At 33.5% G+C, this 25,344-nt stretch carries 20 protein-coding genes; 8 read left to right on the top strand and 12 right to left on the bottom strand.

Annotated features, from left to right (window positions below):
* Position 1: 1 nt before the first annotated feature.
* From E9099_RS01435 to aceB, 5 genes are all read right to left on the bottom strand, one after another.
* Positions 2-460 carry a hypothetical protein gene (locus tag E9099_RS01435; protein WP_136581971.1) on the bottom strand — a complete coding sequence of 153 codons (459 nt, stop codon included), beginning with the start codon at positions 458-460 and terminating at the stop codon, positions 2-4.
* Positions 461-824: 364 nt separating this feature from the next.
* Positions 825-2,000, bottom strand: coding sequence for a pyridoxal-phosphate-dependent aminotransferase family protein (locus E9099_RS01430; protein WP_136581970.1), 1,176 nt, complete (start codon positions 1,998-2,000; stop codon positions 825-827).
* 7 nt (positions 2,001-2,007) lie between these two features.
* A complete protein-coding gene (gene rraA, locus E9099_RS01425; RefSeq protein WP_136581969.1) occupies positions 2,008-2,487 on the bottom strand; it encodes a ribonuclease E activity regulator RraA in 480 nt (159 codons plus the stop codon).
* An 85-nt stretch (positions 2,488-2,572) separates the two neighbouring features.
* Positions 2,573-4,198 (bottom strand): isocitrate lyase, encoded by a 1,626-nt coding sequence (locus E9099_RS01420; protein WP_136581968.1) that lies wholly within the window; start codon positions 4,196-4,198, stop codon positions 2,573-2,575.
* Between the two features lie 71 nt (positions 4,199-4,269).
* A complete protein-coding gene (aceB, locus tag E9099_RS01415; RefSeq protein ID WP_136581967.1) occupies positions 4,270-5,868 on the bottom strand; it encodes a malate synthase A in 1,599 nt (532 codons plus the stop codon).
* 119 nt (positions 5,869-5,987) lie between these two features.
* Between aceB and E9099_RS01410 the strand changes: the two genes are divergently transcribed.
* Positions 5,988-7,463, top strand: coding sequence for a helix-turn-helix domain-containing protein (locus E9099_RS01410; RefSeq protein ID WP_136581966.1), 1,476 nt, complete (start codon positions 5,988-5,990; stop codon positions 7,461-7,463).
* Positions 7,464-7,497: 34 nt separating this feature from the next.
* On the opposite strand, the gene E9099_RS01405 is transcribed toward E9099_RS01410, so the two are convergent.
* From E9099_RS01405 to E9099_RS01375, 7 genes are all read right to left on the bottom strand, one after another.
* The gene (locus E9099_RS01405; protein WP_136581965.1) at positions 7,498-7,914 is read right to left on the bottom strand and encodes a hypothetical protein; all 417 of its coding nucleotides are present in this window, start codon (positions 7,912-7,914) and stop codon (positions 7,498-7,500) included.
* A 196-nt stretch (positions 7,915-8,110) separates the two neighbouring features.
* Positions 8,111-11,467: a preprotein translocase subunit SecA gene (gene secA / locus E9099_RS01400; RefSeq protein WP_136581964.1), complete on the bottom strand. Its 3,357-nt coding sequence runs from the start codon at positions 11,465-11,467 to the stop codon at positions 8,111-8,113.
* Between the two features lie 175 nt (positions 11,468-11,642).
* Positions 11,643-11,864, bottom strand: coding sequence for a DUF2795 domain-containing protein (locus E9099_RS01395; RefSeq protein ID WP_006989959.1), 222 nt, complete (start codon positions 11,862-11,864; stop codon positions 11,643-11,645).
* A gap of 163 nt (positions 11,865-12,027) precedes the next feature.
* Positions 12,028-12,600, bottom strand: coding sequence for a cob(I)yrinic acid a,c-diamide adenosyltransferase (locus E9099_RS01390; protein WP_136581963.1), 573 nt, complete (start codon positions 12,598-12,600; stop codon positions 12,028-12,030).
* Between the two features lie 70 nt (positions 12,601-12,670).
* The gene (locus tag E9099_RS01385) at positions 12,671-13,609 is read right to left on the bottom strand and encodes a hypothetical protein (RefSeq protein WP_136581962.1); all 939 of its coding nucleotides are present in this window, start codon (positions 13,607-13,609) and stop codon (positions 12,671-12,673) included.
* A gap of 82 nt (positions 13,610-13,691) precedes the next feature.
* Positions 13,692-14,471, bottom strand: a complete 780-nt coding sequence (locus E9099_RS01380) for an O-methyltransferase (RefSeq protein ID WP_136581961.1) — start codon at positions 14,469-14,471, stop codon at positions 13,692-13,694.
* A 117-nt stretch (positions 14,472-14,588) separates the two neighbouring features.
* Complete coding sequence (locus tag E9099_RS01375; RefSeq protein WP_136581960.1) at positions 14,589-16,457, bottom strand: ABC-F family ATP-binding cassette domain-containing protein; 1,869 nt, start codon at positions 16,455-16,457, stop codon at positions 14,589-14,591.
* A 209-nt stretch (positions 16,458-16,666) separates the two neighbouring features.
* Here E9099_RS01375 and E9099_RS01370 point away from each other — a divergent pair, with 209 nt between their 5' ends.
* The 7 genes from E9099_RS01370 to E9099_RS01340 are packed head-to-tail and all read left to right on the top strand — an operon-like array spanning position 16,667 to position 25,335.
* On the top strand, positions 16,667-17,464 hold the full coding sequence (locus E9099_RS01370) for a polysaccharide biosynthesis/export family protein (protein ID WP_136581959.1): 798 nt from the start codon (positions 16,667-16,669) through the stop codon (positions 17,462-17,464).
* Between the two features lie 3 nt (positions 17,465-17,467).
* Complete coding sequence (locus E9099_RS01365) at positions 17,468-19,918, top strand: exopolysaccharide transport family protein (protein ID WP_136581958.1); 2,451 nt, start codon at positions 17,468-17,470, stop codon at positions 19,916-19,918.
* Between the two features lie 30 nt (positions 19,919-19,948).
* The gene (locus E9099_RS01360; protein ID WP_136581957.1) at positions 19,949-20,827 is read left to right on the top strand and encodes an ABC transporter permease; all 879 of its coding nucleotides are present in this window, start codon (positions 19,949-19,951) and stop codon (positions 20,825-20,827) included.
* 18 nt (positions 20,828-20,845) lie between these two features.
* The gene (wecB, locus tag E9099_RS01355; protein WP_136581956.1) at positions 20,846-21,964 is read left to right on the top strand and encodes a non-hydrolyzing UDP-N-acetylglucosamine 2-epimerase; all 1,119 of its coding nucleotides are present in this window, start codon (positions 20,846-20,848) and stop codon (positions 21,962-21,964) included.
* Positions 21,958-23,211: an ABC transporter ATP-binding protein gene (locus E9099_RS01350; protein ID WP_240788934.1), complete on the top strand. Its 1,254-nt coding sequence runs from the start codon at positions 21,958-21,960 to the stop codon at positions 23,209-23,211. The genes wecB and E9099_RS01350 overlap by 7 nt, the downstream gene beginning before the upstream one ends.
* Positions 23,201-24,358 carry a glycosyltransferase family 4 protein gene (locus E9099_RS01345; protein WP_136581955.1) on the top strand — a complete coding sequence of 386 codons (1,158 nt, stop codon included), beginning with the start codon at positions 23,201-23,203 and terminating at the stop codon, positions 24,356-24,358. The genes E9099_RS01350 and E9099_RS01345 overlap by 11 nt, the downstream gene beginning before the upstream one ends.
* Positions 24,331-25,335, top strand: coding sequence for a glycosyltransferase family 2 protein (locus tag E9099_RS01340; RefSeq protein ID WP_136581954.1), 1,005 nt, complete (start codon positions 24,331-24,333; stop codon positions 25,333-25,335). The genes E9099_RS01345 and E9099_RS01340 overlap by 28 nt, the downstream gene beginning before the upstream one ends.
* Positions 25,336-25,344: the final 9 nt, after the last annotated feature.

The following is a 25,344-nucleotide window of genomic DNA, read 5'->3' as shown; positions in this document are numbered from 1 at the left end:
GTTAAACTTCTTTAGGTTCTACATTATCGTCTTTTTTACCCATATAGCTCCAGATAATTCCAGCAACAATTAAAAGAAATACAATTTTACCACCATATTTATTGTAAAAAGGAACTTTTAAAACATCTGCTTCAGTAATGTTATTTTCTTTTAATATAGCTTCCATTTGATCTGCAGGAACGTCATAGTAAGTTTCTGATTTAACACTGTATAATACAAGTTTTGCCTCTTTAGTAATCCATAAAGGTAAAATCCAAGCAATATTAAACTCTTCATGTATCGTTGCTAAATCAAGATATTCTTTACTGTTTTCATCAGTTTCATACATTTCGTTATCTGGTAATTCAGACACAACGGTAATCACTTCTTTTTTTCCAAATGGAATTTTTCCTTTTGCAAAAGAACTCGTAATACCAAAAATTAAGAATGTAAATAGAATTGCTGCTTTAATTTTTTTCATGTTATGGTTTTTTATGGTTAGCTGTAAATATATGTGAAAAAAATTAATAGAGATATAAGCCGAATCAAAAAAAGGAAGATTACAATGTCGTTTTTAGTATTTATATGTGTTTCATATTTAACTAATGCGTACTGTCTTATAGATTTAGTATAAGTTTTTAGGCTATGCTAGAATCTGAATAAATTGGTTGTTTTAAGTTTGAAACACACAAACAAACGTTGTTTTAGGGAGGTGCTTGCGTGTTTTTGTTTAAAATATAAGATTATGAGTACTATGTTTTTTTTAAATTTAAGAAGTGTAATAAGACTGCTTGTCGTTGTGTTAAGTAAATGGTGTACATTACATTGATGTTAGATGGAGTAGGCTAAAGGTTACTTTTTAGAAGTGTATCCTGAAAGGCTCGTAAACTCTGTCCCGCTTTTAAGGGATGTCCTAAAGTTATTAATGCCCGCTCTAAAGCACCTAACACAGCTAGGAGATCGTTAGATGATATTGATCCCATATGGCCTATTCTAAAATAGTTTGCTTTCAGTTCTGGGAGTAGTCCTCCGGCGATTATAATATCATTAGCACTCATTTGTTTACTTAAATCAGCGCCATTTATGCCTTTTGGGTAGTAAATAGCGGTTAATGTATTGGCTGTTGTAGTATTTGTTTTAGGTAATATCTCTAGGTTTAAAGCTACTATTCCTGCTCTAAATGCTTTCGCTAAATTGTGATGACGGTGTACGCGCTGGTCTATGCCCTCAGTACAAATAATTTTGAGACTAACTTCTAGAGCTACAATTAAATTGACTGCTGGTGTGCCAAAATAGGATGGTTGACGCGCTTCATAAGCATACATTATTGGTAACCAATTGCTAAAATCTGCATAGTAATTTGGGACAGGTGTTTTTCTGTTTTTCCAGACTTGCATCGCTTTTTTGGAAGCCATTAGAAGCGCTAGTCCTGGTGGTACACCAATAGCTTTTTGAGAAGCGGTTAATACCATGTCAAGACCCCACTCGTCTTGATGGATGGCTTCACCTGCGACTGAGCAAACACCATCTAATATACTTAAGGTGTTGTATTTTGTAGCTAATTGTGCAATGGGTTTAGGGTCTGTTAGTAAACCTGTTGAGGTATCTACATGTGTAATGGTTAACGCTTTGTATGGTTTGCTTTTAAGTTCTTTTTCAATCGTTTCAAGAGCGACCAATTCGCCTAAAGGTGCTTCGAGTAAAGTTGTTTTTGCGCCATAGCGTTCTGCAATAGCTTTAAAACGATTCCCAAAATAGCCAGAAGAAATTATTAACACGTGATCACCCTGTTCTATAAGGTTGGCAGCTGCCATATCCATCGCTAATGTCCCTGTTCCTGCTATAATAAATGGTTGTCCTTTTGGAGCTTTCCAAACATCGCGCATTAATTCTAAACTAGTTCCAAAAACGTTTATAAAATCTGGTGAGACATGACTGGTTGTTGGTATGCTCATAGCGTGTAATACGTCTGGTTCAAATTCTATAGGACCAGGAATCATAAGTAGTTTTCTGCCTTTCATTACTTTATTATTTAATTAAATAGTGTTTGCTTATTAGTATACCATCTAAATCTACATAAATATAGTGTTTTGGTATAAAAATAACGCCTCCAAATGTAATTGAGATAGTGCTATGTCCACTATTTTGTTTTATACTTTTTACTGGCGAAGTGTTTAAAGCTCTTATTCCGATGTCCATTGTGTTAATTAGGGCGCTATCTCGAATACAACCATTAATCACAATACCATTCCAATTATTCTGAATAGCCAAAGCCGCTAATTGATCTCCAATTAAAGCACATCGTATTGAGGCATCACCTTCAATGACAAGGACTTGGCCCGTTCCGTCGGATTCTAATTGTTTTCTGACTAGCGTATTATCTTCAAATACTTTCAGGGTTTTTATTTGTCCTGAAAATGCTGATTTGGATCCATAAGATTTAAAAATAGGAGCAACACAGGTAAGGTGTTCGTGGTGGTCGTCCCACAGGTCTGCTGTTGTAAACATAGTATTAGCAATTGAGATGTTACATGACATTTTAATTAAAATAAGGCAACAAATACGTCTGTTGCCCTATTTTAAGAATGATAGCTTATTTGTCTAAAACCAGTTCTGGTTTTGTCGTATTTGTTTTGCTTTCAAATTGATTAGAGGTGTTATTTTCTCCACCTGCTTTTAAGGCTTTATCACCTGCGAAAAATGTTTTGTGATCATCTCCAAGGTCAGAACCAGCCATTCTTTGATGTTTTACACAAGACACGCCTTTGCGGATCTCTTCTCTTTGCACACCTTTTACGTAAGCTAACATACCGTCGTCTCCAAAGTAACCTTTGGTTAAATCGTTCATGTGTAACGCGGTGGTGTGATACGTTGGTAATGTAATTAGGTGGTGGAATATACCCGCATCTCTAGCGCCATCTTTTTGGAATGTTTTAATGTTTTGGTCTGCACGCAAACATAAAGGGGTGGCGTCATATTCAGCAGCCATTAAATTGTTTTTGTCATAGGCTGTTACGTCTTCTCCTTCAGCAAGCATAGCTTCATAGGCTTGATTACGGAAATTTAAAGTCCAATTAAATGACGGCGAGTTATTGTATACCAATTTAGCATTGGGTACGACTGCTTTTACACGATTAACCATATGTGCAATTTGCTTTACATTAGGTGTTGGTGTTTCAATCCATAATAAATCGGCACCATTTTGTAAACTTGTAATACAATCTAAAACGACACGGTCTATATTAGAGCCTTCTTTAAATTTATAAAGCCCGTTAGCTAATCGTACTGGACGTACTAATTTACCATCTCTTTTTAGTAGCACATCACCTTCTTTGGCTTCTGTAATATCAATAGCTTCAGCTTCAACAAAAGCTAAATATTGAGAGGCTAAATCACCTGGTTCTTGACTTACGGGTAGTTTTTGGGTTAATCCTGCGCCTTCAGAGTCTGTTCTAGCTACAATAACTCCATCGTCTACACTTAATTCTAAAAACGCATATCTAATAGCGTTTAATTTTGCAATAAAATCTTCGTGGGGTACCGTTACTTTACCATCTTGATGCCCACATTGTTTTGCGTCAGACACTTGATTTTCAATTTGAATGGCACAAGCGCCAGCTTCAATCATTTTTTTGGTTAGTAAATAGGTCGCTTCTTCATTACCAAAACCAGCATCAATATCAGCTATAATTGGTACGATATGTGTTTCGTAATTATCAATTAAATCTTGTACATCTTCTCCGTTTTCTAGTCTTTTAAATAGGTCATTTAATTCTATAGCATCCGCTTGACGTAAAAAATCATAGATCTCTGCAATCAAACTCGGTACTGCCGTTTTTTCATGCATAGACTGATCTGGTAATGGTCCAAATTCTGAACGTAGGGCAGCAACCATCCATCCAGAAAGGTATAAATAACGTTTACTTGTTGTTTTATGATGTTTTTTTACGGCAATCATTTTTTGTTGGGCGACAAACCCGTGCCAGCAGCCTAATGATTGTGTGTAGTTAGAAGGGTCAGCATCATAAGCAGCCATATCTTCTCTCATAATGCTAGCCGTATATTTAGCGATGTCTAATCCTGTTTTAAAACGATTTTGTGTTGCCATTCTCGCTGCACTTTCTGGACGGATGGCATTCCAGGTGTTACCATACTTAGCTTTTAGATTTTTAACAGTGTCTAAAGCCGAACTATAATTTGTTTGTGCTAAATTTTTCATAATTTTGTACTATGTTATTTATTATTAATAATTAGATCCTGTTGATTGTTACAGCAATCGCAGGATTTTTTTTATAGGTATTGGTAAGCGGGAAGCGTTAAAAATTCTTCAAAGGTTTCGGCGGTTACCAATTGGTTAAATAATGAGATGGCTAGTTTAAACTTTGTGTTTTTAATTGTGTCTTCACCATATTCGGTAAGGATTTTTTCAACTTCATCATTAAATAAGGCTTGGTATAAATCGGAATTAAACGGTCGTCCATCTTCAAGAATCACTTCGTTTTTTAACCATTGCCAAACTTGTGTTCTAGAAATTTCCGCAGTAGCGGCATCTTCCATTAAATTATAAAGCGCGACAGCACCATAGCCTCTTAACCAAGCTTCAGTATATAGAATACCAACGTTTATATTTTTTCGTATGCCGGCTTCGGTAACCGTTCCTTTGGGGATTTCTACTAAATCTTGTTCGGTTATAATCACATCATCACGTGTGACTTGCAACTGGTTTGGTGTTGGCATGTGCTTATCGAATTCGCTCATGGCTACAGCAACCAAGGCAGGATGTGCCACCCAAGTGCCATCGTGTCCGTTTTTAACTTCACGTTCTTTATCTTTTCTAACTTTTTCTAGAGCCGCTATATTAGCATATTCATCATTTTTAATAGGTATTTGTGCGGCCATGCCTCCAATAGCTAAAATGCCTCTTTTGTGACAACGTTGAATTACTAATTTAGAATAGGCATCCATAAATGGAGAAGTCATAGTCACTTGGTCACGATTTGGGACTACAAAATTGGGATGGTTTCTAAATTTTTTGATATAGGAGAAAATGTAATCCCATCGGCCACAGTTTAAGCCAACAATATGATCTTTAAGTTCAAAAATTATTTCGTCAAGCTGAAAGCTCGCGGTAATTGTTTCTACTAAAACGGTTGCTTTAAATGTACCATGAGGCACTTTTAAATAGTCTTCAGCAAAAGTAAAGACAGTATCCCACCAGCGTGCTTCTAAATAATGTTCTAATTTTGGAAGATAAAAGTAAGGTGCGGTATTATTTTCTAATAGTATTTTCGTGTTATGAAATACGTATAACCCAAAATCGACTAAACTCCCAGAAGCCTCTTCGTTGTTGATGGTAATATGTCTTTCGTTTAAATGTAATCCTCTTGGCCTTACTAATAAAACAGCAGTGTCAGGATTTAGTGTATAAGATTTATTTCTTTTGGTATCCGTTAACGAGATTGTTTTATTGTTGGCATCTATTAGATTTTGTTGCCCTGAGATAGCATTATCCCAAGTAGGGGCATTACTATCTTCCAAATCTGCCATAAATGTTTTGGCACCAGAATTTAAAGCATTGATAATCATTTTTCTGTCCACTGGTCCTGTGATCTCTACACGACGATCCTGTAAATCATGTGGGATATTACCAGCTGTCCAATCGGTGTCTCTAATAGTTTTTGTTTCTCTAGGGAATTCTGGGAATTGGCCACTATCAAAAATCTGTTGTTGATTGGTGCGTCTTTTTAATAATTCTAAGCGTTCAGGATTAAATTTTTCATGAAGTGCAGATAGAAAAGCAAGCGCGTCATCCGTTAATATTTCAGGATAGTAATTAGTGACGTCTTTTGAGAATGTAATCTGAGGGGTTTTTAAAAGCGTGTTTTCCATGATGTTATGATTTTATATGACAATAGTATAACAAAGATTTTAGAAAAACAAGCGAACGTTCGCTAAATGTTGTTTTTCGCTGAAATTGAATATTCGCAGAAAAGCGTATATTTGCTATTATGCAAGAAGATTATATAAAACTGATATTCGGCTTAAAGCTAAAGCAGATAAGGACTGACAAAAAATTATCATTGTTTGGATTGTCTAAGCTTTCGGGGTTGTCTAAGTCGTATTTAAACGAAATAGAAAATGGGAAAAAATATCCTAAACCTGATAAAATTGCTATTCTTTCAGAAAAATTAGATGTGCCATACGATCAAATGGTGTCTTTAAAATTGGATAAAAATTTAGCGCCAATTGGCGACTTGTTGCAGTCTAAGATTTTAAAAGAAATTCCTTTAGAATTATTTGGAATAAAAGAGAGTAACTTGATTGATATTGTGGCCAATGCGCCAGCTAAAGTCAATGCCTTTATTAGTACCATTATTAAAATTGCAAAACATTATAATTTTAGTAAAGAGAGTTTTTATTTGGCTTCTGTACGTTCTTTTCAGGAGGCGAATAATAATTACTTTGAAGATTTAGAGGATAGCGTATTAAAGTTTGCAAAAGCCTATCAAATTAATTTAAATGAAACGATTACGTCTGCAGATTTAGAAGAGATACTCGTGGAAGAATATGGGTATACTATTGCGTGTAATGAATTAAGTCAGTATGAAGCTTTGGGTAATTTAAGAACGCTTTTTGTACCTAAAACGAAAACACTATTGCTTGCTAATGAAATTGACGAAGCCCAACGTACGTTTATTTACGCTAAAGAATTGGCTTATAATTTTTTGGAAATAGAAGACCGTTTATATACGTTTCCTTGGATTAAATTTGACACGTTTGATCAGGTTTTAAATAATTTTTATGCCTCTTATTTTGCTGGAGCCTTAGTGATACCAAATGCTAAAATTAAAGCACAGTTAAGTACCGTTTTTGAAAAAGACACCTTTGATACCGATTTGTTTTTAGAAGCCATCGATAGTTTTAATGCGTCTCCAGAATCTTTTTATCAACGTCTGACTAATATTTTGCCAAAGGCATTTAATATTCAGAATTTGTTTTTTTTAAGATTTACGCACAAAGCTAAAAGTGATCGCTTTTATTTGAAAAAAGAATTGCATTTATCACATCAACAATCTCCTCATGCTAATGAGACTAATGAGCATTATTGTAGACGCTGGGTGTCTTTGCAAAAACTAAAAGATATTAGTAAAGGTGAAAGTGAACACGAATTTGATATTCAGATTTCTAACTATCCAGATGATGGTTTTAAGTATTTGGTGTTCTCTTCTGCAACTAAAGATCCGTTTAGGGATAAGCATCATAGGAGTATAACGGTTGGGTTATTAATTAATAAGCAGTTACAGCGTAAACTTAATTTTTTAAATGATCCAAAAATTATTACTCATAACGTTGGGGTGACTTGCGAGCGTTGTGCGATAAAAGATTGCAAAGTTAGAGTCGTACCTGCTGTGTTTTTAGAGAAGAAAGCAAAAAACATAAAAATGCAAGCTATTGTTTCGGAATTAAATAGTAAGTTTTCATAAACTTTAAAGGACATGGGGGAGTGGTTGCTTTTATTTATACCAATACACCATAAACATGTCTAGACGCTAAAGATTTGCCGAAGTAAAAAGCAGCAATGGCTAGTAGTCCATCACATGCCGCAAACCATAATGCTTTTGGTAGCATTATTATAGTGCCTATGGTTGCTAAAACTAGTAATCCACCAACGATGTAAGCAGGAATCATGCTGGTTTTAGAAATCAGACCAGCGATTAACATACCAGCTATAATGCCAGAAAAATGTGCTAGAATAACAAATAGTTTTGCGCCTATTGGTATCAAGTGTAGATTTGCTTTTATCGAGGATAGGTCATTTGGATCTATATGTTCTGGTAAAGGGAAAAGGGCATGACCTAAAAGCGTTTCTATGATGTAAACGACAGTAGCTGCAACTATAAATCCAACAATGGTGGCAATTGTATTTTTTAGCATGATATTAAGTGTTAGTACTCAATAAAGGAGTTGGTTAGTCATTCAATTTACAAAATAAAAATAACTATGTCGTTACTGTAATAGATTGGCAGGTGATTTAATTACGGTAAAGAGTCGTGTTGTGACCAAAAAAAATCTCGATACTAATTAGTATCGAGATTTTGATATAAGCGGATCCTACAAAGTAGGTGTTAATTTAATCGTTAACGATGACCCATTCTCCTTTTGAAATTAAAGGCTCAGCTTGTTTGTACTTAACCGTTTTGTTTTCTCCAGTAATAATGTGTTTGATCGTTACTTTATCATTGCGACCAATTTTTGGCTGATCTCTAACAATCGTTTCTACTACTTGTTGTTGAGGTTGTGTGTTAGATGCTGCTCTGTTTTGTGCAGAACGTTCGTCTAAGTTTTGAATTTCTTCTTTTTGTGTTTGTAAGTTATCCTTTTGACGGACGTCTTTAGCTTCGCTAATGGCGTTAGTCGTTTCAGTAGGTAATTCTCCTTTAAATAAGAAAGAAATAACCTCCTTATTAACCTGATCAATCATTGCTTTAAATAACTCAAAAGCTTCAAATTTGTAGATTAATAGCGGGTCTTTTTGTTCGTGAACGGCTAGTTGTACAGATTGCTTAAGTTCGTCCATTTTACGTAAATGGGTTTTCCAGGCATCATCAATAATGGCTAGTGATATGTTTTTCTCAAAATCAGTTACTAGTTGTTTTCCTTTAGTTTGGTATGCTTTTTCTAAGTCGGTGACTACTTGAATATTTTTTACACCATCCGTAAAAGGAACGACAATACGTTTGTACTGGTCACGTTGGTTTTCGTATACATTTTGAATAACCGGGAATGCAATTTCTGCATTACGCTCCATTTTTTCTTTATAATGCTCAAAACCTGCTTTGTAAATGGTTTGTGCAATATCTAAAGCTGACATTTTATTAAATTGAGCTTCAGTAATTGGAGACGACATAGAGAAGAATCTAATTAATTCAAACTCGAAGTTTTTAAAGTCACCAGCACCTTTATTAGATTCTGCAATACCTTCTGAAGTATCATAAATCATGTTGGCTAAATCGACACGTAGACGTTCTCCAAATAAGGCATTGTAACGACGTTTGTAAACAACTTCACGTTGCGAGTTCATGACATCATCATACTCTAATAAACGCTTACGTACTCCAAATTGATTTTCTTCAACTTTTTTCTGAGCACGCTCAATAGATTTAGAAATCATAGAATGCTGAATCACTTCACCTTCTTCTAATCCCATACGGTCCATCATCTTCGCGATACGCTCCGATCCAAATAAACGCATTAAGTTGTCTTCTAAAGAGACGTAAAATTGAGAGCTTCCTGGATCTCCTTGACGACCAGCACGACCTCTTAACTGACGGTCTACACGACGTGAATCATGACGTTCTGTACCAATAATTGCTAAACCACCTGCGGCTTTAACTTCTTCAGATAATTTAATATCCGTACCACGACCAGCCATGTTTGTTGCAATAGTGACTTGACCTGGCTTACCAGCTTGATCAACTATTTCTGCTTCTTTTTTATGTTGCTTGGCGTTTAATACGTTGTGTGGTACTTTACGTTGTGCTAAAATTTTACCTAATAATTCAGAGATATCTACAGACGTTGTTCCAATTAATACTGGACGTCCTTGTTGTGATAGTTTTGTAACTTCATCGACAACTGCATTGTATTTTTCACGTTTAGTTTTGTACACTAAATCTTGTCTATCATCTCTTGCAATTGGTCTGTTAGTCGGAATTTCGACAACATCTAATTTATAGATTTCCCAGAATTCTCCAGCTTCCGTTACTGCTGTACCTGTCATACCTGACAGTTTTTTGTACATTCTAAAGTAATTTTGAAGCGTTACCGTTGCAAAAGTTTGCGTAGCATCTTCAATTTTTACATTTTCTTTAGCTTCTATGGCTTGGTGTAATCCGTCACTATAACGACGACCATCCATAATACGACCTGTTTGCTCGTCGACAATCATTACTTTATTCTCCATGACCACATATTGTGTGTCTTTTTCAAATAAAGCATAGGCTTTAAGTAATTGGTTAAGCGTATGAATACGTTCTGATTTGATTCCAAAATCTCTAAATAAATCTTCTTTAGCTTCAGCTTCGGCTTCAGTAGATAAGTTTTTAGCTTCGATTTTAGCAATTTCGATACCAATTTCTGGCATGACGAAAAAATCAGGATTATCTGCTCCAGAGATGTATTCAACCCCTTTGTCCGTTAATTCAATTTGATTGTTTTTTTCTTCAATAACATAGTACAAATCAGCATCAACCTTAGGCATCTCGCGATTGTTATCTTGTATGAAATAGTTTTCTGTTTTCTGAAGAATTTGTTTTACACCGTCTTCACTTAAAAACTTAATTAAAGCTTTGTTTTTAGGAATACCTCTGTAAACTTGTAATAGTTTGAAACCACCTTCTTTACTATCGCCTTCTGCAATTAATTTTTTAGCTTCAACTAAAACCTGAGTTAAATACTTGCGTTGGATACTAACAATATCGTCTACTTTTGGTTTAAGCACTGTAAATTCGTGCTCGTCACCTTTTGGGATTGGACCAGAAATAATTAATGGCGTACGGGCATCATCAATTAATACAGAATCGACCTCATCTACAATGGCGTAGTGGTGCGGACGTTGTACTAAATCTCCTGTAGCATGTGCCATATTATCACGTAGGTAATCAAAACCAAACTCGTTATTGGTACCGTAAGTAATATCAGAGTTGTATGCTTTACGACGCGCATCACTATTAGGTTGATGATAATCGATACAGTCAATACTTAACCCGTGAAAGTTAAATATTGGCGCCATCCAGGCGCTATCACGTTTTGCTAAGTAGTCATTTACTGTTACTAAGTGCACACCTTTACCGGCTAGTGCATTTAAATAAACAGGAAGCGTCGCTACTAATGTTTTCCCTTCTCCAGTATGCATCTCTGCAATTTTACCTTGGTGCATTGCAACACCACCAATAAGTTGTACATCATAGTGTACCATGTCCCAAGTAATAGCTTTACCTGCAGCATCCCAAGAGTTAGACCAAGTGGCTTGGTCACCTTCTAGAGTTACAAAATCTTTATCTGCAGAAAGATTTCTATCAAACTCGTTAGCAGTTACTGTTATGGTTGTATTGTCTTTAAAACGTCTCGCTGTTTCTTTAACAACAGCAAAGGCTTCAGGTAAAATCGTGTTTAATGTTGCTTCGGTAGCAGTGTAAGAGTCTTCTTTAATTTTATCAATAGCTTGATAGATATCTTCACGTTTGTCAATATCCTCAGTCGTTTCAGCTTCAGCTTGAAGGGTTTCAATTTTGGAGTTAAACGGTTGACGTGCTTCAGCAATAATAGCTTTAAACTCGGCTGTTTTAGCTCTTAATTGATCATGTGACAAGGCTATCAAAGCCTGTTCAAAGGTTTTAATTTTGTCTACTATAGGTGTGATGGCTTTAACGTCTTGTTTAGACTTGTCGCCAACAAATACTTTTAGTACGGAATTTAAAAAACTCATAGTTTTATTTTTTATTTAATGTGAAATACTCTGCAGTGCAAAGGCTTTCAATACTTTATGTGTTGTGCTCTTTTGAAAAAGGGCTTAAATATACGTTTTTAGCGGCATTCGGCTAAATTTTAAAGCACAAAAAAAGTCTCTAATTGAGACTTTTTTTGATACTATTTGTGTGTTATTAATATTCGTCCTCATTCCAGAGGTAATCTTCGTCAGTTGGATAATCCGGCCAAATTTCTTCGATAGAGTCGTACGAATCACCTTCGTCTTCTATGGATTGTAAGTTTTCTACAACTTCTAAAGGAGCACCTGTTCTAATGGCGTAATCAATAAGCTCATCTTTAGTTGCTGGCCAAGGTGCATCACTCAAATAAGATGCTAATTCTAGTGTCCAATACATTTCTTAATAGGATTTAATTTTTGCAAAAGTAAATTTTTTGTTCTAATAGTCAAGAGAAAAGTGAATTATTTTTTCATTAAAAAAAAGAACGTCTTCAAAACGGGAACTACTTGATACTAAAGTGTTTTGCAGTATTAGTAATCACAGCGCTTTATAAAAGTGATTACGTTTTCTCCGGAATCCATTTTACTTCGTCTGCTTGTAAGTCATGGGACAACTTTCGTGCCAAGACAAAAAGATAATCAGAAAGTCTGTTTAAATACGTTAAGGTGTTGGCTTCAAAAGGTTCTAAATCGTTAAGTGCTGATGCTAAGCGTTCTGCTCGTCTACAGACGGTTCTGGTAATATGACAGAATGACACCGTTTGATGTCCGCCAGGTAACACAAAGTGTGTCATAGGTGGTAAATCAAGGTTCATGGCATCCATTTCTCGTTCTAGTAAGGCAATGTCTTCGTCCGAGATTTTATTAATATTTAAACGCTCTTTTCCATTTTTTAGAACGGCTTTTTCTGGATCTGTTGCTAATACTGCACCAACAGTAAATAATTTATCTTGAATAATAATTAAGATGTCTTTATATAATTGGTGGATGTCCTGATCTCTTATTAAACCAATGTACGAGTTTAGCTCGTCAACGGTGCCGTAACTATCAATACGGATATGGTGCTTTGGTACACGTGTGCCTCCAAATAAAGCAGTGGTACCTTTATCTCCTGTTTTGGTATATATTTTCATGTAATGCAAGTTAAAAGTAAAAAGAATAAAACAGAAAAACTTAATTAGAATTTAATGTTAAATAATAGTTTTATTCCGTAATTATTTGAGGTTCTTCTAAAGTCTCTTCATTATCTACAATTGGTTGTGTTGCTGGTTTGAAGTTTACTAATTTGTCTTTTAATTCGTTGTTTAAATAAATATTTTCGACAAGTAAGGTGTCATCAAAACTTAGGGCACCTTCTTTATTATACTTTGCTTTCTTGTTATTTATCGTTAGATAATTTTCGTTATTAGATGAAGAGTATAACGTAAACACGCTATGGTCTTGATCAGCTTTTGTAGCTAATGTTAATGAATTAAAAGCGGTTGGGTTTCCATTTTCAATAGCTTTGATTAATTCAGGACCATTGTCTATTGCATCAAAAGCAGGTAGGTTTTTAGAGTCAAACCATTTGTTAGATAATTCGCAAAAGGGCACTCTGGAACCGTTAGTTAAAAGTAATGTTACCCCAATAATTAGAACGACTTCTAAAATCCAGATTATTGTTAAAAAAGTCCCACTAACGGTTGCGGATTTTATACCCCAAGTACCGTATTCGTTTATGTTAGCTATTATTTCAAATAAGGTTAATGGGTTGGTGGCTAAAACGTATAATTGATTGATGTCAACATTACTTGCTGCTATTCCTATTGTTGAGTTTCCGTAACTTTCTCCTATATTAAGGACTAAATCGACCCAAACAACCCACGCAGAATATAGTGCAATGCTGCTTGCTAAAAGCGCAAAAATTATGGCAAGTGTTTTGTTTCTTACTTTTCCTATTTTAATAACATACTTAGAGACTAGCCAAGCTATTGTAAAACCAATAGCTCCTGCAATAATAAAATTAAGATAAATAATAGGAATATACCAAATGGCATACGAGTAGGCTAGACCTAAAAGAGGCATTGCTATTACTGAGATTAGAATAAAATAAAGAATTGCTTTTGAGTCAAATTTTCCCGAAGGAGCGTAGTATTTATCCATGTTTTGGTTGGTTTTTGGTTAGAAGAGGCTAAATATAGTTATATTTTTTTAACGTCGTTTTATTTTAAGTAAAACGAATAGTTTATAATCTAATGGTAAAATGCTCTTTAGCTTGTTCTTGTCTAAAAAATACAAAACCAAAGTTGTAAGTGTCAATAGTTACGGTGACTTTAGGGTGTTGTTTAATCATATTCCAAGCGTCTGTCATGTCTTTTGACCAATAAATATCATCAAATATAAACAGCGAGTCGTTAGTGATTGTTGGAAGTAAAGCTTCAAAATACTGCAAGGTGGGTTCTTTTTGATGATTCCCATCAAAATAAACTAAATCATAAGTGTTAGTTTGTAGTCTATTGATGGCGTCTCTAAAATCATTGGTTACAACGTCGATGTGATTTAAATCGAATGTTTTAAAGGTGTTTTTGGCTGCTGCCGAAATGTTTGGGCAACCTTCAATAGTGGTAAGTGTTGCTTTAGGATGTCCTAATGCTAATGCTTGCGTGGCAATACCTAAAGATGTGCCGAGTTCTAAAATGGAATCACACTGTAAGTATTGCGTTAGTCTATATAATAACTTAGCATCTTTATAGCTAGAGCCAGCAACCGCAGCCATTTTGGAAATAGATCTTTTATTGGTTTTAAACACTTGACTGCCTGTTCCTAAGTCGGTAACCTTAAGAGAAGCTGTATTACTTAATAATTGTTGTCTGTAGGCTTTTATGTCTTGGTAAGCGGGGTACTTTTTTTTGTCATAAAAACACTTCGTCACCAAATCATAAACAAAAGGGGAGTGCACACCATGCTGATTGGTGGAGCGTTTTAGGAAATTAAAGTAGGATTGTATTTGGTAGGTCTTACTCATTTTGATGTTGGTTCAAACGCTTCTTTCTTGTCATTTCCGTATTAGGAAAATTAAAATTCAGTCTCTTCTTTATAGTTGAAGAGGAGACTGAATTTGTTAAGTAGAATGGCGATTAAATTACGCTTCCATTTTCTCAGTTAATTCTAGCCAACGCATTTCTTTTTCTTCAATCGAATCGATGATTTTCTGAATTTTAGCAGACAGGTCTTTAATTTGATCTTGCGTTAAATCTGGATTTAGAAATTTTTGTTCTATTTCTTTTTTGTCAAATTCTAAGGCTTTTATTTTACTTTCTAAATTCTTATATTCTTTCTGTTCGTTGTATGATAAAGTGACTTTATTGCTATCTTTTTTCCAGTCTTTCTTTTCTTTTTTATCATCAGTATTCTTGTCGCTTTCTGGCGCTTTACTGTCTTCGTAACTGCGATAATCAGAATAGTTACCTGGAAAATTTTCAACTTGACCTTCACCTTTAAACACGAGTAGGTGATCTACAATTTTATCCATAAAGTAACGGTCGTGAGACACGACTATCAAACAACCTGGGAAATCTAATAAGAAAGATTCTAATACATTTAAGGTAACAATATCTAGATCGTTAGTCGGCTCATCCAGAATTAAAAAGTTTGGGTTTTGTATTAAGATCGTACATAAATACAAACGCTTACGTTCTCCACCACTTAGTTTTTCGACAAAATCATATTGTTTTTTTCTATCAAATAAAAAGCGCTCTAATAATTGCTGTGCACTAATTTGTCGTCCTTTTTTTAATGGAATATAATCTCCAAAATCTCTAACAACGTCAATAACTTTTTGGTTTGGTTTTGGGGTAATACCGGCTTGGGTGTAATATCCAAACTTGACCGTTTCTCCAATTAAAATTTTACCACTATCGGGTTGTATGGTTTGGGTTAACATGTTAAGAAAAGTAGACTTTCCAGTTCCGTTTTTACCGATAATCCCCACACGTTCTCCGCGTTGGAAGTTGTAATCAAATGAGTCTAATATCATTTTGTCTTTAAATGATTTAGATAGCTTGACTAACTCGACAATTTTACTTCCTAAACGTTCCATATTAAGCTCAAGCTCGATAACATGATCGTTTCTACGTTGGGAAGCTTTATGTTTAATTTCGGTAAAATCGTCAATTCTAGATTTAGATTTAGTAGTACGTGCTTTAGGTTGGCGACGCATCCAAACCAATTCTTTTTTAAAGAGCTGTTTTGCTTTCCCTGTTTCGACTTGCTCTCTGTTTATACGCTCTTCTTTCTTTTCTAGGTAGTAAGAGTAGTTTCCTTTGTAGTTATATAATTCGCCATGATCTAACTCTATAATTTCGTTACACACGCGCTCTAGAAAAAACCGGTCGTGGGTCACCATAAATAAAGTGATGTTTTCTTTGGCAAAAAAGGCTTCTAACCATTCGATCATTTCTAAATCAAGGTGGTTAGTCGGCTCATCTAAAATTAGTAAATCTGGTTTATTAATTAAGGCATTAGCTAAACTAAGACGTTTTTTTTGACCTCCAGATAGCACGCTTACTTTTTGATTTAAGTCATCTAATTTTAATTTAGAAAGTATTTGCTTGTATTGCGTTTCAAAGTCCCAAGCATTATTTCTATCCATTTGTTCAAATGCTTTTTGATAGGCATCTTCATCTTCAGGATTTAATAGTGCTTTTTCGTAATTTTTTATGACATCTAAAATAGGATTGTCAGAATTAAAGATCGATTCCTCGATAGTTAAGGTTGGATCTAGTTTAGGATCTTGAGGTAAAAAAGCGACTTTTATATCTTTTCTGTAAATAATATTTCCAGTATCTGGCGCATCAAAACCAGCTAACATATTTAAAATAGAGGTTTTTCCGGTTCCGTTTTTTGCAACAAATGCAATTTTTTGATCTTTATGCACACTAAAAGAAAGGCCTTCAAATAATGTTAATTCGCCATAAGATTTAGCGATATTTTCTACTGTTAGATAATTCAATGGATATTTTTTTTACAAAGATGGTTAATATTAAGTGAAATGTAGAAAGTGAAAAGTAAAAAGTTGTTTTTTAGAGTAGTAAAAATAAAAGCAATTACATTAAGAAGCGGTTTGGGTTTGATATACTACGTGTATATACCAAAAACACCGATAAATGTTTTGATTTGCATGACGAAAGGTTATATTTGTGAATTAACAAACGCCTAAAAATGAAGCAAATTGTAGTGTGTATTGTCGTTGTACTTGGTCTATTAAGTACGTCTTGTATTACTCAAAAAGATGTGGTTTATCTTCAAGATAAGGGCACTGTGGTTAACGACTCTCTACAAATACAAGCTTTAGTATCTCCGTATCGCGTTCAGGTTAATGATTTATTAAGTGTTAACGTTAAAGCAGAAAAGAAAGAAATTAACGACCTCGTTCAAATATTTAACCCAACTAGTGGTGACATTGGGACGACTCAGGAGGAGTTATATTATACAGGGTTTACCGTGGATTTACATGGTAATATCGAGTTTCCTATTCTAGGAGAAATTAATGTGTTGGGGTTTACTACGGATGAAATAGAATCTAAAGTAAAGGAAGTGATCCTTCAAAAATATTTAAAAGAAACGGCTAAGATTTTTGTAACTGTTAAGTTATCGGGGTTGAAGTATACCACTTTAGGAGAAATTGGAACAAAAGGAACAACAGTGTTGTATCAAGATCGTGTTAATATCTTAGAAGCTATAGCAAATGCAGGGGATATATTAGATACTGGAGATCGTAAAGATGTGTTAATTGTACGACAGTATCCTAATGGTCAAAAAATTCATCATATAGATTTAACCGATATTGCAGCGATGCAATCGGAGTTTTATTATATCCAACCCAACGATTTAATTATGGTTAAACCTTTAAAGCGTAAGTCTATTGGAGCTGGACAGACTGCAGCGCAGACACTGACGACCATCGCTAGTATTTTTTCAGTACTGATTAGTACTTACTTTTTAGCACGTAACCTTTAAAAAATGGAAGAGCAATTAGATATTGATGGCATTCAGGTTTTTGATTTTAAAGCCTTTGTTTTTAGGACTATAAGCTATTGGAAATGGTTTGTTCTAGCACTTTTAATAGGTTTTTATGTTGTGTATCAGCAAAATATAAGACGAGAGTTTCCATACACCCTTGATGCTTCGCTGACGGTACAAGACGATAAAAATCCATTATTTACCTCTAATACTAGTTTAGTCTTTAATTATGGCGGAATTTCTGGTAAAGTACAAGAAGTCTTACTTAATTTAAAATCTAGAAAGCACCACGAAAAAGTCGTGGATAGTTTAGATTTATTTTTATCATATTATAAACAAGGTCGATTTTATAAAACAGATAGTTATGGCGCTACGCCTTTTAAATTTGTAGGATTAGATAGCGCGTATCAAATGATAGGGCATCCTATAAAAATTGTATTTTTAGACCAAACCTCTTTTGAGTTGTCTTATGATTTGGGAGATACACAAAATGTAACCACACAAAATTTTAAGAATAAGACACTAAAAACAATGGCGATTACTGCGCCTACTTATTCTAAAACGTATAAATTTAAGGAGTATATCGAGTTGCCTTTCTTTAAAGGAAGTGTGATTAAAAACGATAATATGGCGGTAGCTAAGGGGCAAGAGTTTTTTATACAGTATACTAATTTTAATGCTGCGGTGTCGTCTTTTGTTAATAACTACGCTGTTACCAATCAACCAGGTTCGCCATTATTAGTCACGCGTTTAACCAATAAAAATAAAGCTAAAATTGTCGATTATATAAATACCTCTGTTTTTATACTAGAACGGGATCAATTACAGCGTAAAAATCAATATGCTATTAATACGGTAGCGTTTATCGATAAACAATTAGCAAGAGTTAAGGGACAAGTAAATAGAAAAGCAGACTCGTTAAACAACTTTAAGCGTAGTAATAAAATATTTAATTTGGAGAGTGAAAGTGATTTGCTGTCGACTAAAATTGAAGACTACAATAATCAGAAGGAAGCCTTGAGTCAATCATTGTTATCCTATGATTTATTGAAAAATTATTTAATGACTAGCCAAGATTTTACTAGTTTTCCTGCGCCAGCGTTGCAAGGGATTGATGATCCTAATATAATAGCAGGAATTTCAAAAATTGTTAATTTATCCATACAAAAATCTACTTTAGAATCTTCTGTTAGGGATAATGTATCTGTTTTTGGAGATTTAAATAATCAAATAGCGTCACTTAAAAATGTGATGTTAGAGAATATTGCCTCTGTAAAAACCAATCTTGGTTATCAATTACAATCTGTAAATTCTAAAATTTATAGTACGGAAAGTCAGTTTTCAACCTTGCCAGAAAATCAGCAGAAACTAGAAGCGATTGAACGTGAGTATTTATTAAGTCAAAGTACTTATAATTTATATTTGGCAAAACGTGGGGAAGCAGATTTAATTAAGGCTTCTAATATTTCTGATATAATTTTAATAGAGCCAGCAAAAGATATTGGACAAGGACGTAATGCGGTAAACCTTAATATAAGATACGTATTTGCTGCTATAGCTGCTTTATTACCTATTTTATTACTCTCTTTTATCATTACTTTTTTTGATAATAAAGTGCATACACCAAGTGATTTAGATAAACTAGCCAAAATACCATTATTAGGTGTGGTTGGTAAAAACGATACAGAAAATAATCTAGCTGTTTTTAACAAACCTAAGTCGGCAGTAGCAGAAGCCTTTAGAGCGGTTAGATCTAGTTTGCAATTTATATATAAAAAACACGAATTAGAAGGAACTAAAACGGTTATGGTGACGTCTTCAGTTAGTGGAGAAGGTAAAACATTTTGTTCTATTAATATTGCTTCTGTGTTCGCTTTAAGCGGAAAAAAAACAGTATTGGTAGGACTAGATTTGCGTAAGCCAAAAATATTTGGGGATTTTGATATTGACAACACTATAGGAGCGGTTAATTATTTAATAGGCCAGAAACCGTTAAAAGACGTTGTTCAAAAAACGAAGGTGGCGCATTTAGATGTGATCACCTCGGGACCAATTCCTCCAAACCCTTCGGAGTTATTAATTGGTAAGCAAATGGATCAATTTATAGACGAGCTAAAAGCAAATTACGATTATATTGTATTAGATACGCCTCCTGTTGGTTTAGTAGCAGATGCTTTGGAGTTAATTGAATATGCCGATGCGTCTTTATATGTGGTTAGACAGGATTATACTAAAAAAGAAATGCTGTCTTTAATTAATGACAAGCATAAAAAAGGAGAGGTTAAAAATATAAGCTTCCTATATAATTTTTATGACCAAAAAGGTAAATATGGTTATGGCTACGGGTATGGTTACGGATATGGTTATGGCGCCTATGGGAATGGGTATCATGAAAATGAAGTTAAAAAGCAATCCGTATTTAATCGTATTAAATCAATTTTTATAAAATAAAAGAGTATTCATAATATTTAAAATAAACCTTTGAAACCTTTAATTAAAAATAACGATTGGCTATATACTATATCGCCAAAAAGAAAGTTGATAGATTTAAATTTTAAAGAAATTTGGAGCTATCGTGATTTGTTATTTTTATTTGTCAAGCGTGATATTATAACAGTTTATAAACAAACCATTTTAGGACCTTTGTGGTTTTTTATTCAACCCTTATTTACCTCTGTAATTTTTACTCTAATTTTTAACAATTTAGCAGCTATTCCAACAGGAGAAGGCGTGCCTCCCTTTTTGTTTAATTTGGCAGGAATAACGTCTTGGAACTATTTTAGTGCGTGTTTAACAGGGACTAGTAATACATTTAAAGCCAATCAAGGCATTTTTGGTAAAGTCTACTTTCCTAGAGTGATTACCCCATTGTCTGTAGTGTTTTCAAATTTAATAAAGTTCAGTATTCAGCTATTAGTACTAATCGTATTTTATCTCTATTATGTGTTTTTTACAAATCAAGAGGTAACGGCAGCACCACAATTAGCAATAATGTTACTACCATTACTAATAGTATTTATGGGCTTATTTGGTTTAGGATTTGGCATGATTTTATCATCATTGACTACTAAATATCGTGACTTAACATTCTTGGTTACTTTTGGTGTACAGTTATTAATGTACGGTTCGGCAGTGATGTATCCATTATCTTATTTTAAAGAAAAAGTACCAGAATATGCGTGGCTAGTAGAATATAATCCGATGACTACTATTATAGAATTGTTTAGATATATGACTTTAGGTGTTGGCGCATTTTCAATAACTAATTTTATATATGCTGGAAGTATAAGTGTAATCGTATTTTTATTAGGATTAATAATTTTTAATAAAACGGAAAAAACGTTTATTGATACGGTTTAGATAAGCTATTTTGAAAATATGAACGACAATAAAAATGTTTTAATTTGTATAGGAACAAGACCTGAAGCTATAAAAATGGCTCCAGTATATTTTAAGTTTTTAAAATCAGGCTACAATACAAAACTTTGTGTGACAGCACAACATCGAGATTTATTGGATCAAGTATTGGAGTTCTTTAAAATGAAACCAGATTTTGATTTAAACTTAATGACGCCTAATCAGACATTAAATAAGTTAAGTTCAAGAATTCTAGAAGAGATTGATAAAATATTTATAGAACATAAAATAGACCTTGTTTTAGTACATGGCGATACGACAACATCAAGTGTTATTGCATTAGCTGCTTTTAATCGAAAAATTAAGGTAGCACATGTAGAAGCAGGATTAAGAACGTACAATAAATGGTCTCCTTTTCCTGAAGAAATGAATAGGCAATTAACCGGTAGGTTAGCCGATTTTCATTTTGCCCCTGGGAGAAGTGCTAGTCAAAACCTTTTAAAAGAAGGAGTGGCTTCAAATACAATACTAGTTACGGGTAATACTGTTATTGATGCTTTAAAAATGACTGGAGAGATCTTAGATCAAGGATTTAATACACCGGTAATTGAAAGTTTAAAAGAAGCTGTCAATTTTGATAAAAAAATAATTTTAGTAACGGGACATAGAAGAGAAAATTTTGGAGAAGGTTTTGAATCTTTATGCAATGCCTTAGTTGAAATATCTAAGGATAATGGTGTCGAGATTGTTTTTCCAGTACACCTTAATCCTAACGTGCAAGAAGTGGTTTATAAAAGACTGTCTAATCTATCAAATGTGCATTTAGTAGCACCATTAGACTATCCAACATTTATATGGTTAATGAAAAAAGCACACTTAATTATTTCAGACTCAGGAGGTGTTCAAGAAGAGGCGCCAACTTTTGGAGTCCCTGTTTTAGTGACTAGGTCGGTTACAGAAAGACAAGAAGGGGTGGATGCAGGTTGTTCGTTTTTAGTAGGCACCGATCAAGATCTTATTGTAAGTAAAGCACAACAAATTTTATCTAAAACTAAGCAGATAAATACAGTTATTAACCCTTATGGTGATGGTGATGCTTCTCAAAAAATTATAGATTTTTTAAAAAACACATCATGGTAGGTAAAGTGGATATTATCTTAAAAGCAGAAAATATTTCTAAACAATACCGCTTAGGACTTGTTGGAACCGGTACTCTAAGTCACGATTTAAACCGTTGGTGGAGCCGGGTTAGAGGGAAAGAAGATCCATATTTAAAAGTAGGAGAATCCAACGATCGCAGTACAAAAGGTTCTAGTGAGTATGTTTGGGCACTTAAGGATATTAATTTTGAAGTTAAAAGAGGAGAGGTTTTAGGTATTATTGGAAAAAATGGAGCGGGTAAATCTACCCTTTTAAAAATACTATCTAAAGTAACAGGACCTACCACTGGAGAAATTAAAACAAGAGGACGAATCGCCTCTTTATTAGAGGTTGGTACAGGGTTTCATAGTGAAATGACTGGACGAGAAAATATCTATCTTAATGGTGCTATTTTAGGAATGACCAAAAAGGAGATTACGTCTAAAATCGACGAAATTATCGAGTTTTCCGGTTGTCAACGTTATATAGATACCCCTGTAAAACGCTATAGTTCTGGTATGACCGTACGGTTAGCCTTTGCAGTAGCAGCATTTTTGGAGCCTGAAATATTGGTTATTGATGAGGTTTTAGCTGTTGGAGATGCCGAGTTTCAAAGGAAAGCAATTGGTAAAATGAAGGATATTAGCACCTCAGATGGTAGAACAGTCATTTTTGTAAGTCATGATATGACTGCTATTCGTAATCTTTGTTCTAATACTATAATGTTAAAAAACGGAACTGTTTCTATGATAGGAGAAACGGATGAAGTGATACAAGAATACTTAAAAGAGTCGATGAGAACCACAGATGATAATGTGCTTAAATCCAAATTTATACAAAAAGTAGAACTACTTAATAATCCCATTGAAATAGGAAAAGAATTTAAAATCAAAATTACATTTAAAGGAAACTATAAAGAAAAAATCAACTATTGCTTTATAGGTGTAGAGAATGAAGATCAAAGACGAGTTTTTTCAATTGGAACACATTTGGATAATAGTTTTAATAAACCTTTTAATCCTAATGATAGTTTAACCTGTGTAATTGATTCATTAAATATTACTAAAGGAAGTTACAAGGCATTAATCGCTATTGGAACAAACCTACCTAGACAAAATATGGAGGTAATATATGATGCTCTATTTTTTGATGTTATAGATAATAATTATTTTAATAATGGTTTATCATTAAATAAAAAGCAAGGTGATGTTGTTTTTAATTCTAAATGGACTTTAAATGAAGCATAAGTTAGTTGTAATACCATCAGATCCAATACAGGCTTATGAAGAAAAAGGGACCTCTTCTTGGTTAGAGGAGTATTTTAACCCCAATTCTTTTTTTGATGAAGTATATGTGCTATCACCTTTAGAAAAAGAAGCAAGAGACGTTTATGGTTTAAAGATAATCCCTTGTAAAAACCCAAAGGAATATAAAAGGCATTTAAAAAACATTAATCCTTTATGTGTAAGAGCTTATGGAGGATATTGGGCGACAACTTATGCTAACTATAATCGCGTTGCTAATATACCGGTTGTGTCTAGTATACACGATACTAATGAGAAATTGCTTCATGAAAGTTTAAAATTTTCTGATGAGGTTTTTACTATGAGTAATGTTATTAATAAGGTTTTAGATAAAGAATTAAATATTAAGCATGCTAAAGTTTTAGGTAATAGAGTTGATACTGCTAAATTTAATAAACTAGAAGAATCAAGCAACCCGTTAGCAGAACAATTTAAGAATAAGAAAGTAATACTTCATGTTGGAAGAAAATCTGCTCAAAAAAATATAGAAACCGTAGTTAAGTCATTGGTGTTTTTAGAGAATGATTACGTATTGGTATTAATAGGAAAAGGAGATGTACAGCCTTATATAACAATAGCAAAAGAATATAAGGTTGAAGATAGATTACTTGTTATAGAAAAAGTTGAAAATGAAGCGCTTGTAAAATGGTATAATATTGCCAAAGTATTGTGTGTACCAAGTAGATGGGAAGGTTTTGGGTTAGTTTTTGCAGAAGCTGCTAGCTGTAAAACAAAAATTGTAACGTCAAACATAGCACCAATGACCGAGTATTTGTTAAATGATAAGGTTATGAATATTTTGGTAGATAAATATGAAGATCCTAAGATAATTGCTCAGGCAATTCTTGAATTAGCAAATAGTAATCTTTCTAATAATGACACTAGAGATTTAATTATTAAAAATTTTGATAAAAAAATTATAGCAGAACGAGAAGTAGGTTATTATAAAAGTGTAAGTTATCAGAAGAAGAATATAGATTATAAAATCTGGTATATTAAATATTATTATAATAAGGATTTTAAACACAAAGTGAAAAGAGTCATTAAACTGCCAAAAAGAATATGGAAAAAGCTCCTCTCGTATCTATAATCCTTCCGGTTTATAATGGCGAAAAATACTTTGGTCAATCTATAGAGAGTTGTTTAAATCAAACCTATAGCAATATTGAGCTTATTATAGTTAATGACTGTTCAACGGATACTACTTTAAAAATAGCAAACCAGTATTTAGCTGTAGATAATAGAGTAAGAGTAATAAATAACGTCATAAACAAAAAATTACCTGCTAGCTTAAATATTGGACACAATCAGGCTAAGGGTACATATATCACTTGGACAAGTGATGATAACTATTATGATTTATCAGCAATTGAAACAATGGTAAACGCAATACTGAAAGAGAAAACAGATATTGTCTATGCTAATTATAACATGATAAGCGAAAATGAGAATACTGTTGTTAAATTATTGGATTTTTATAATTTGTTGCAATTAAACTGTATCGGAGCTTGTTTTTTGTATAACCATCAAGTTTATAAAAACTCAGAAAAGTATGACGAATCTTTATTTTTAGTTGAAGATTATGATTTTTGGTTACAGTCTCTAAAAAAATATAAATTTTATCATTTAGATAAAGTCTTATATCATTATAGAGTACATAATGGGTCATTAACCCAAAGTATTCAGGTTGATAGTGAGCGTAATCAGCTTTTTGTTAAAAATATAGAAGTTAGTTATAAAAAGTTTTTCTCAAGCTTTGATTTAGATGTAAATTACTATGCTAAACTATTCACAAAACTGCATATAGCGCCTTATTCAATAAAAAGTAGTAAAGAGGTTTTTGATTTAAAAAGGGGTGTTAATGTTTGTAGTGAAAAACTAAATCTTTCAAAAAAGAATAAAAAAGCGTGGTTATTTACAATAATACAATTACAACTGCGATTATTACGATCCATAAATAAAGACGTTAATTTTTATAGTTGTTTAAGTTTTTTAAAAACAAACTATGCATTGATGACTTATAAAAACTATAAAGTTTGGATTAAATTATGTTTTAGATTAAAATAACTTAATTAA

The organism is Psychroserpens sp. NJDZ02 (genome assembly GCF_004843725.1).
Taxonomy (GTDB): Bacteria; Bacteroidota; Bacteroidia; order Flavobacteriales; family Flavobacteriaceae; genus Olleya.
The sequence above is the reverse complement of the archived record's forward strand: the minus strand, read 5'-3'. Positions and strand labels throughout refer to the sequence as shown.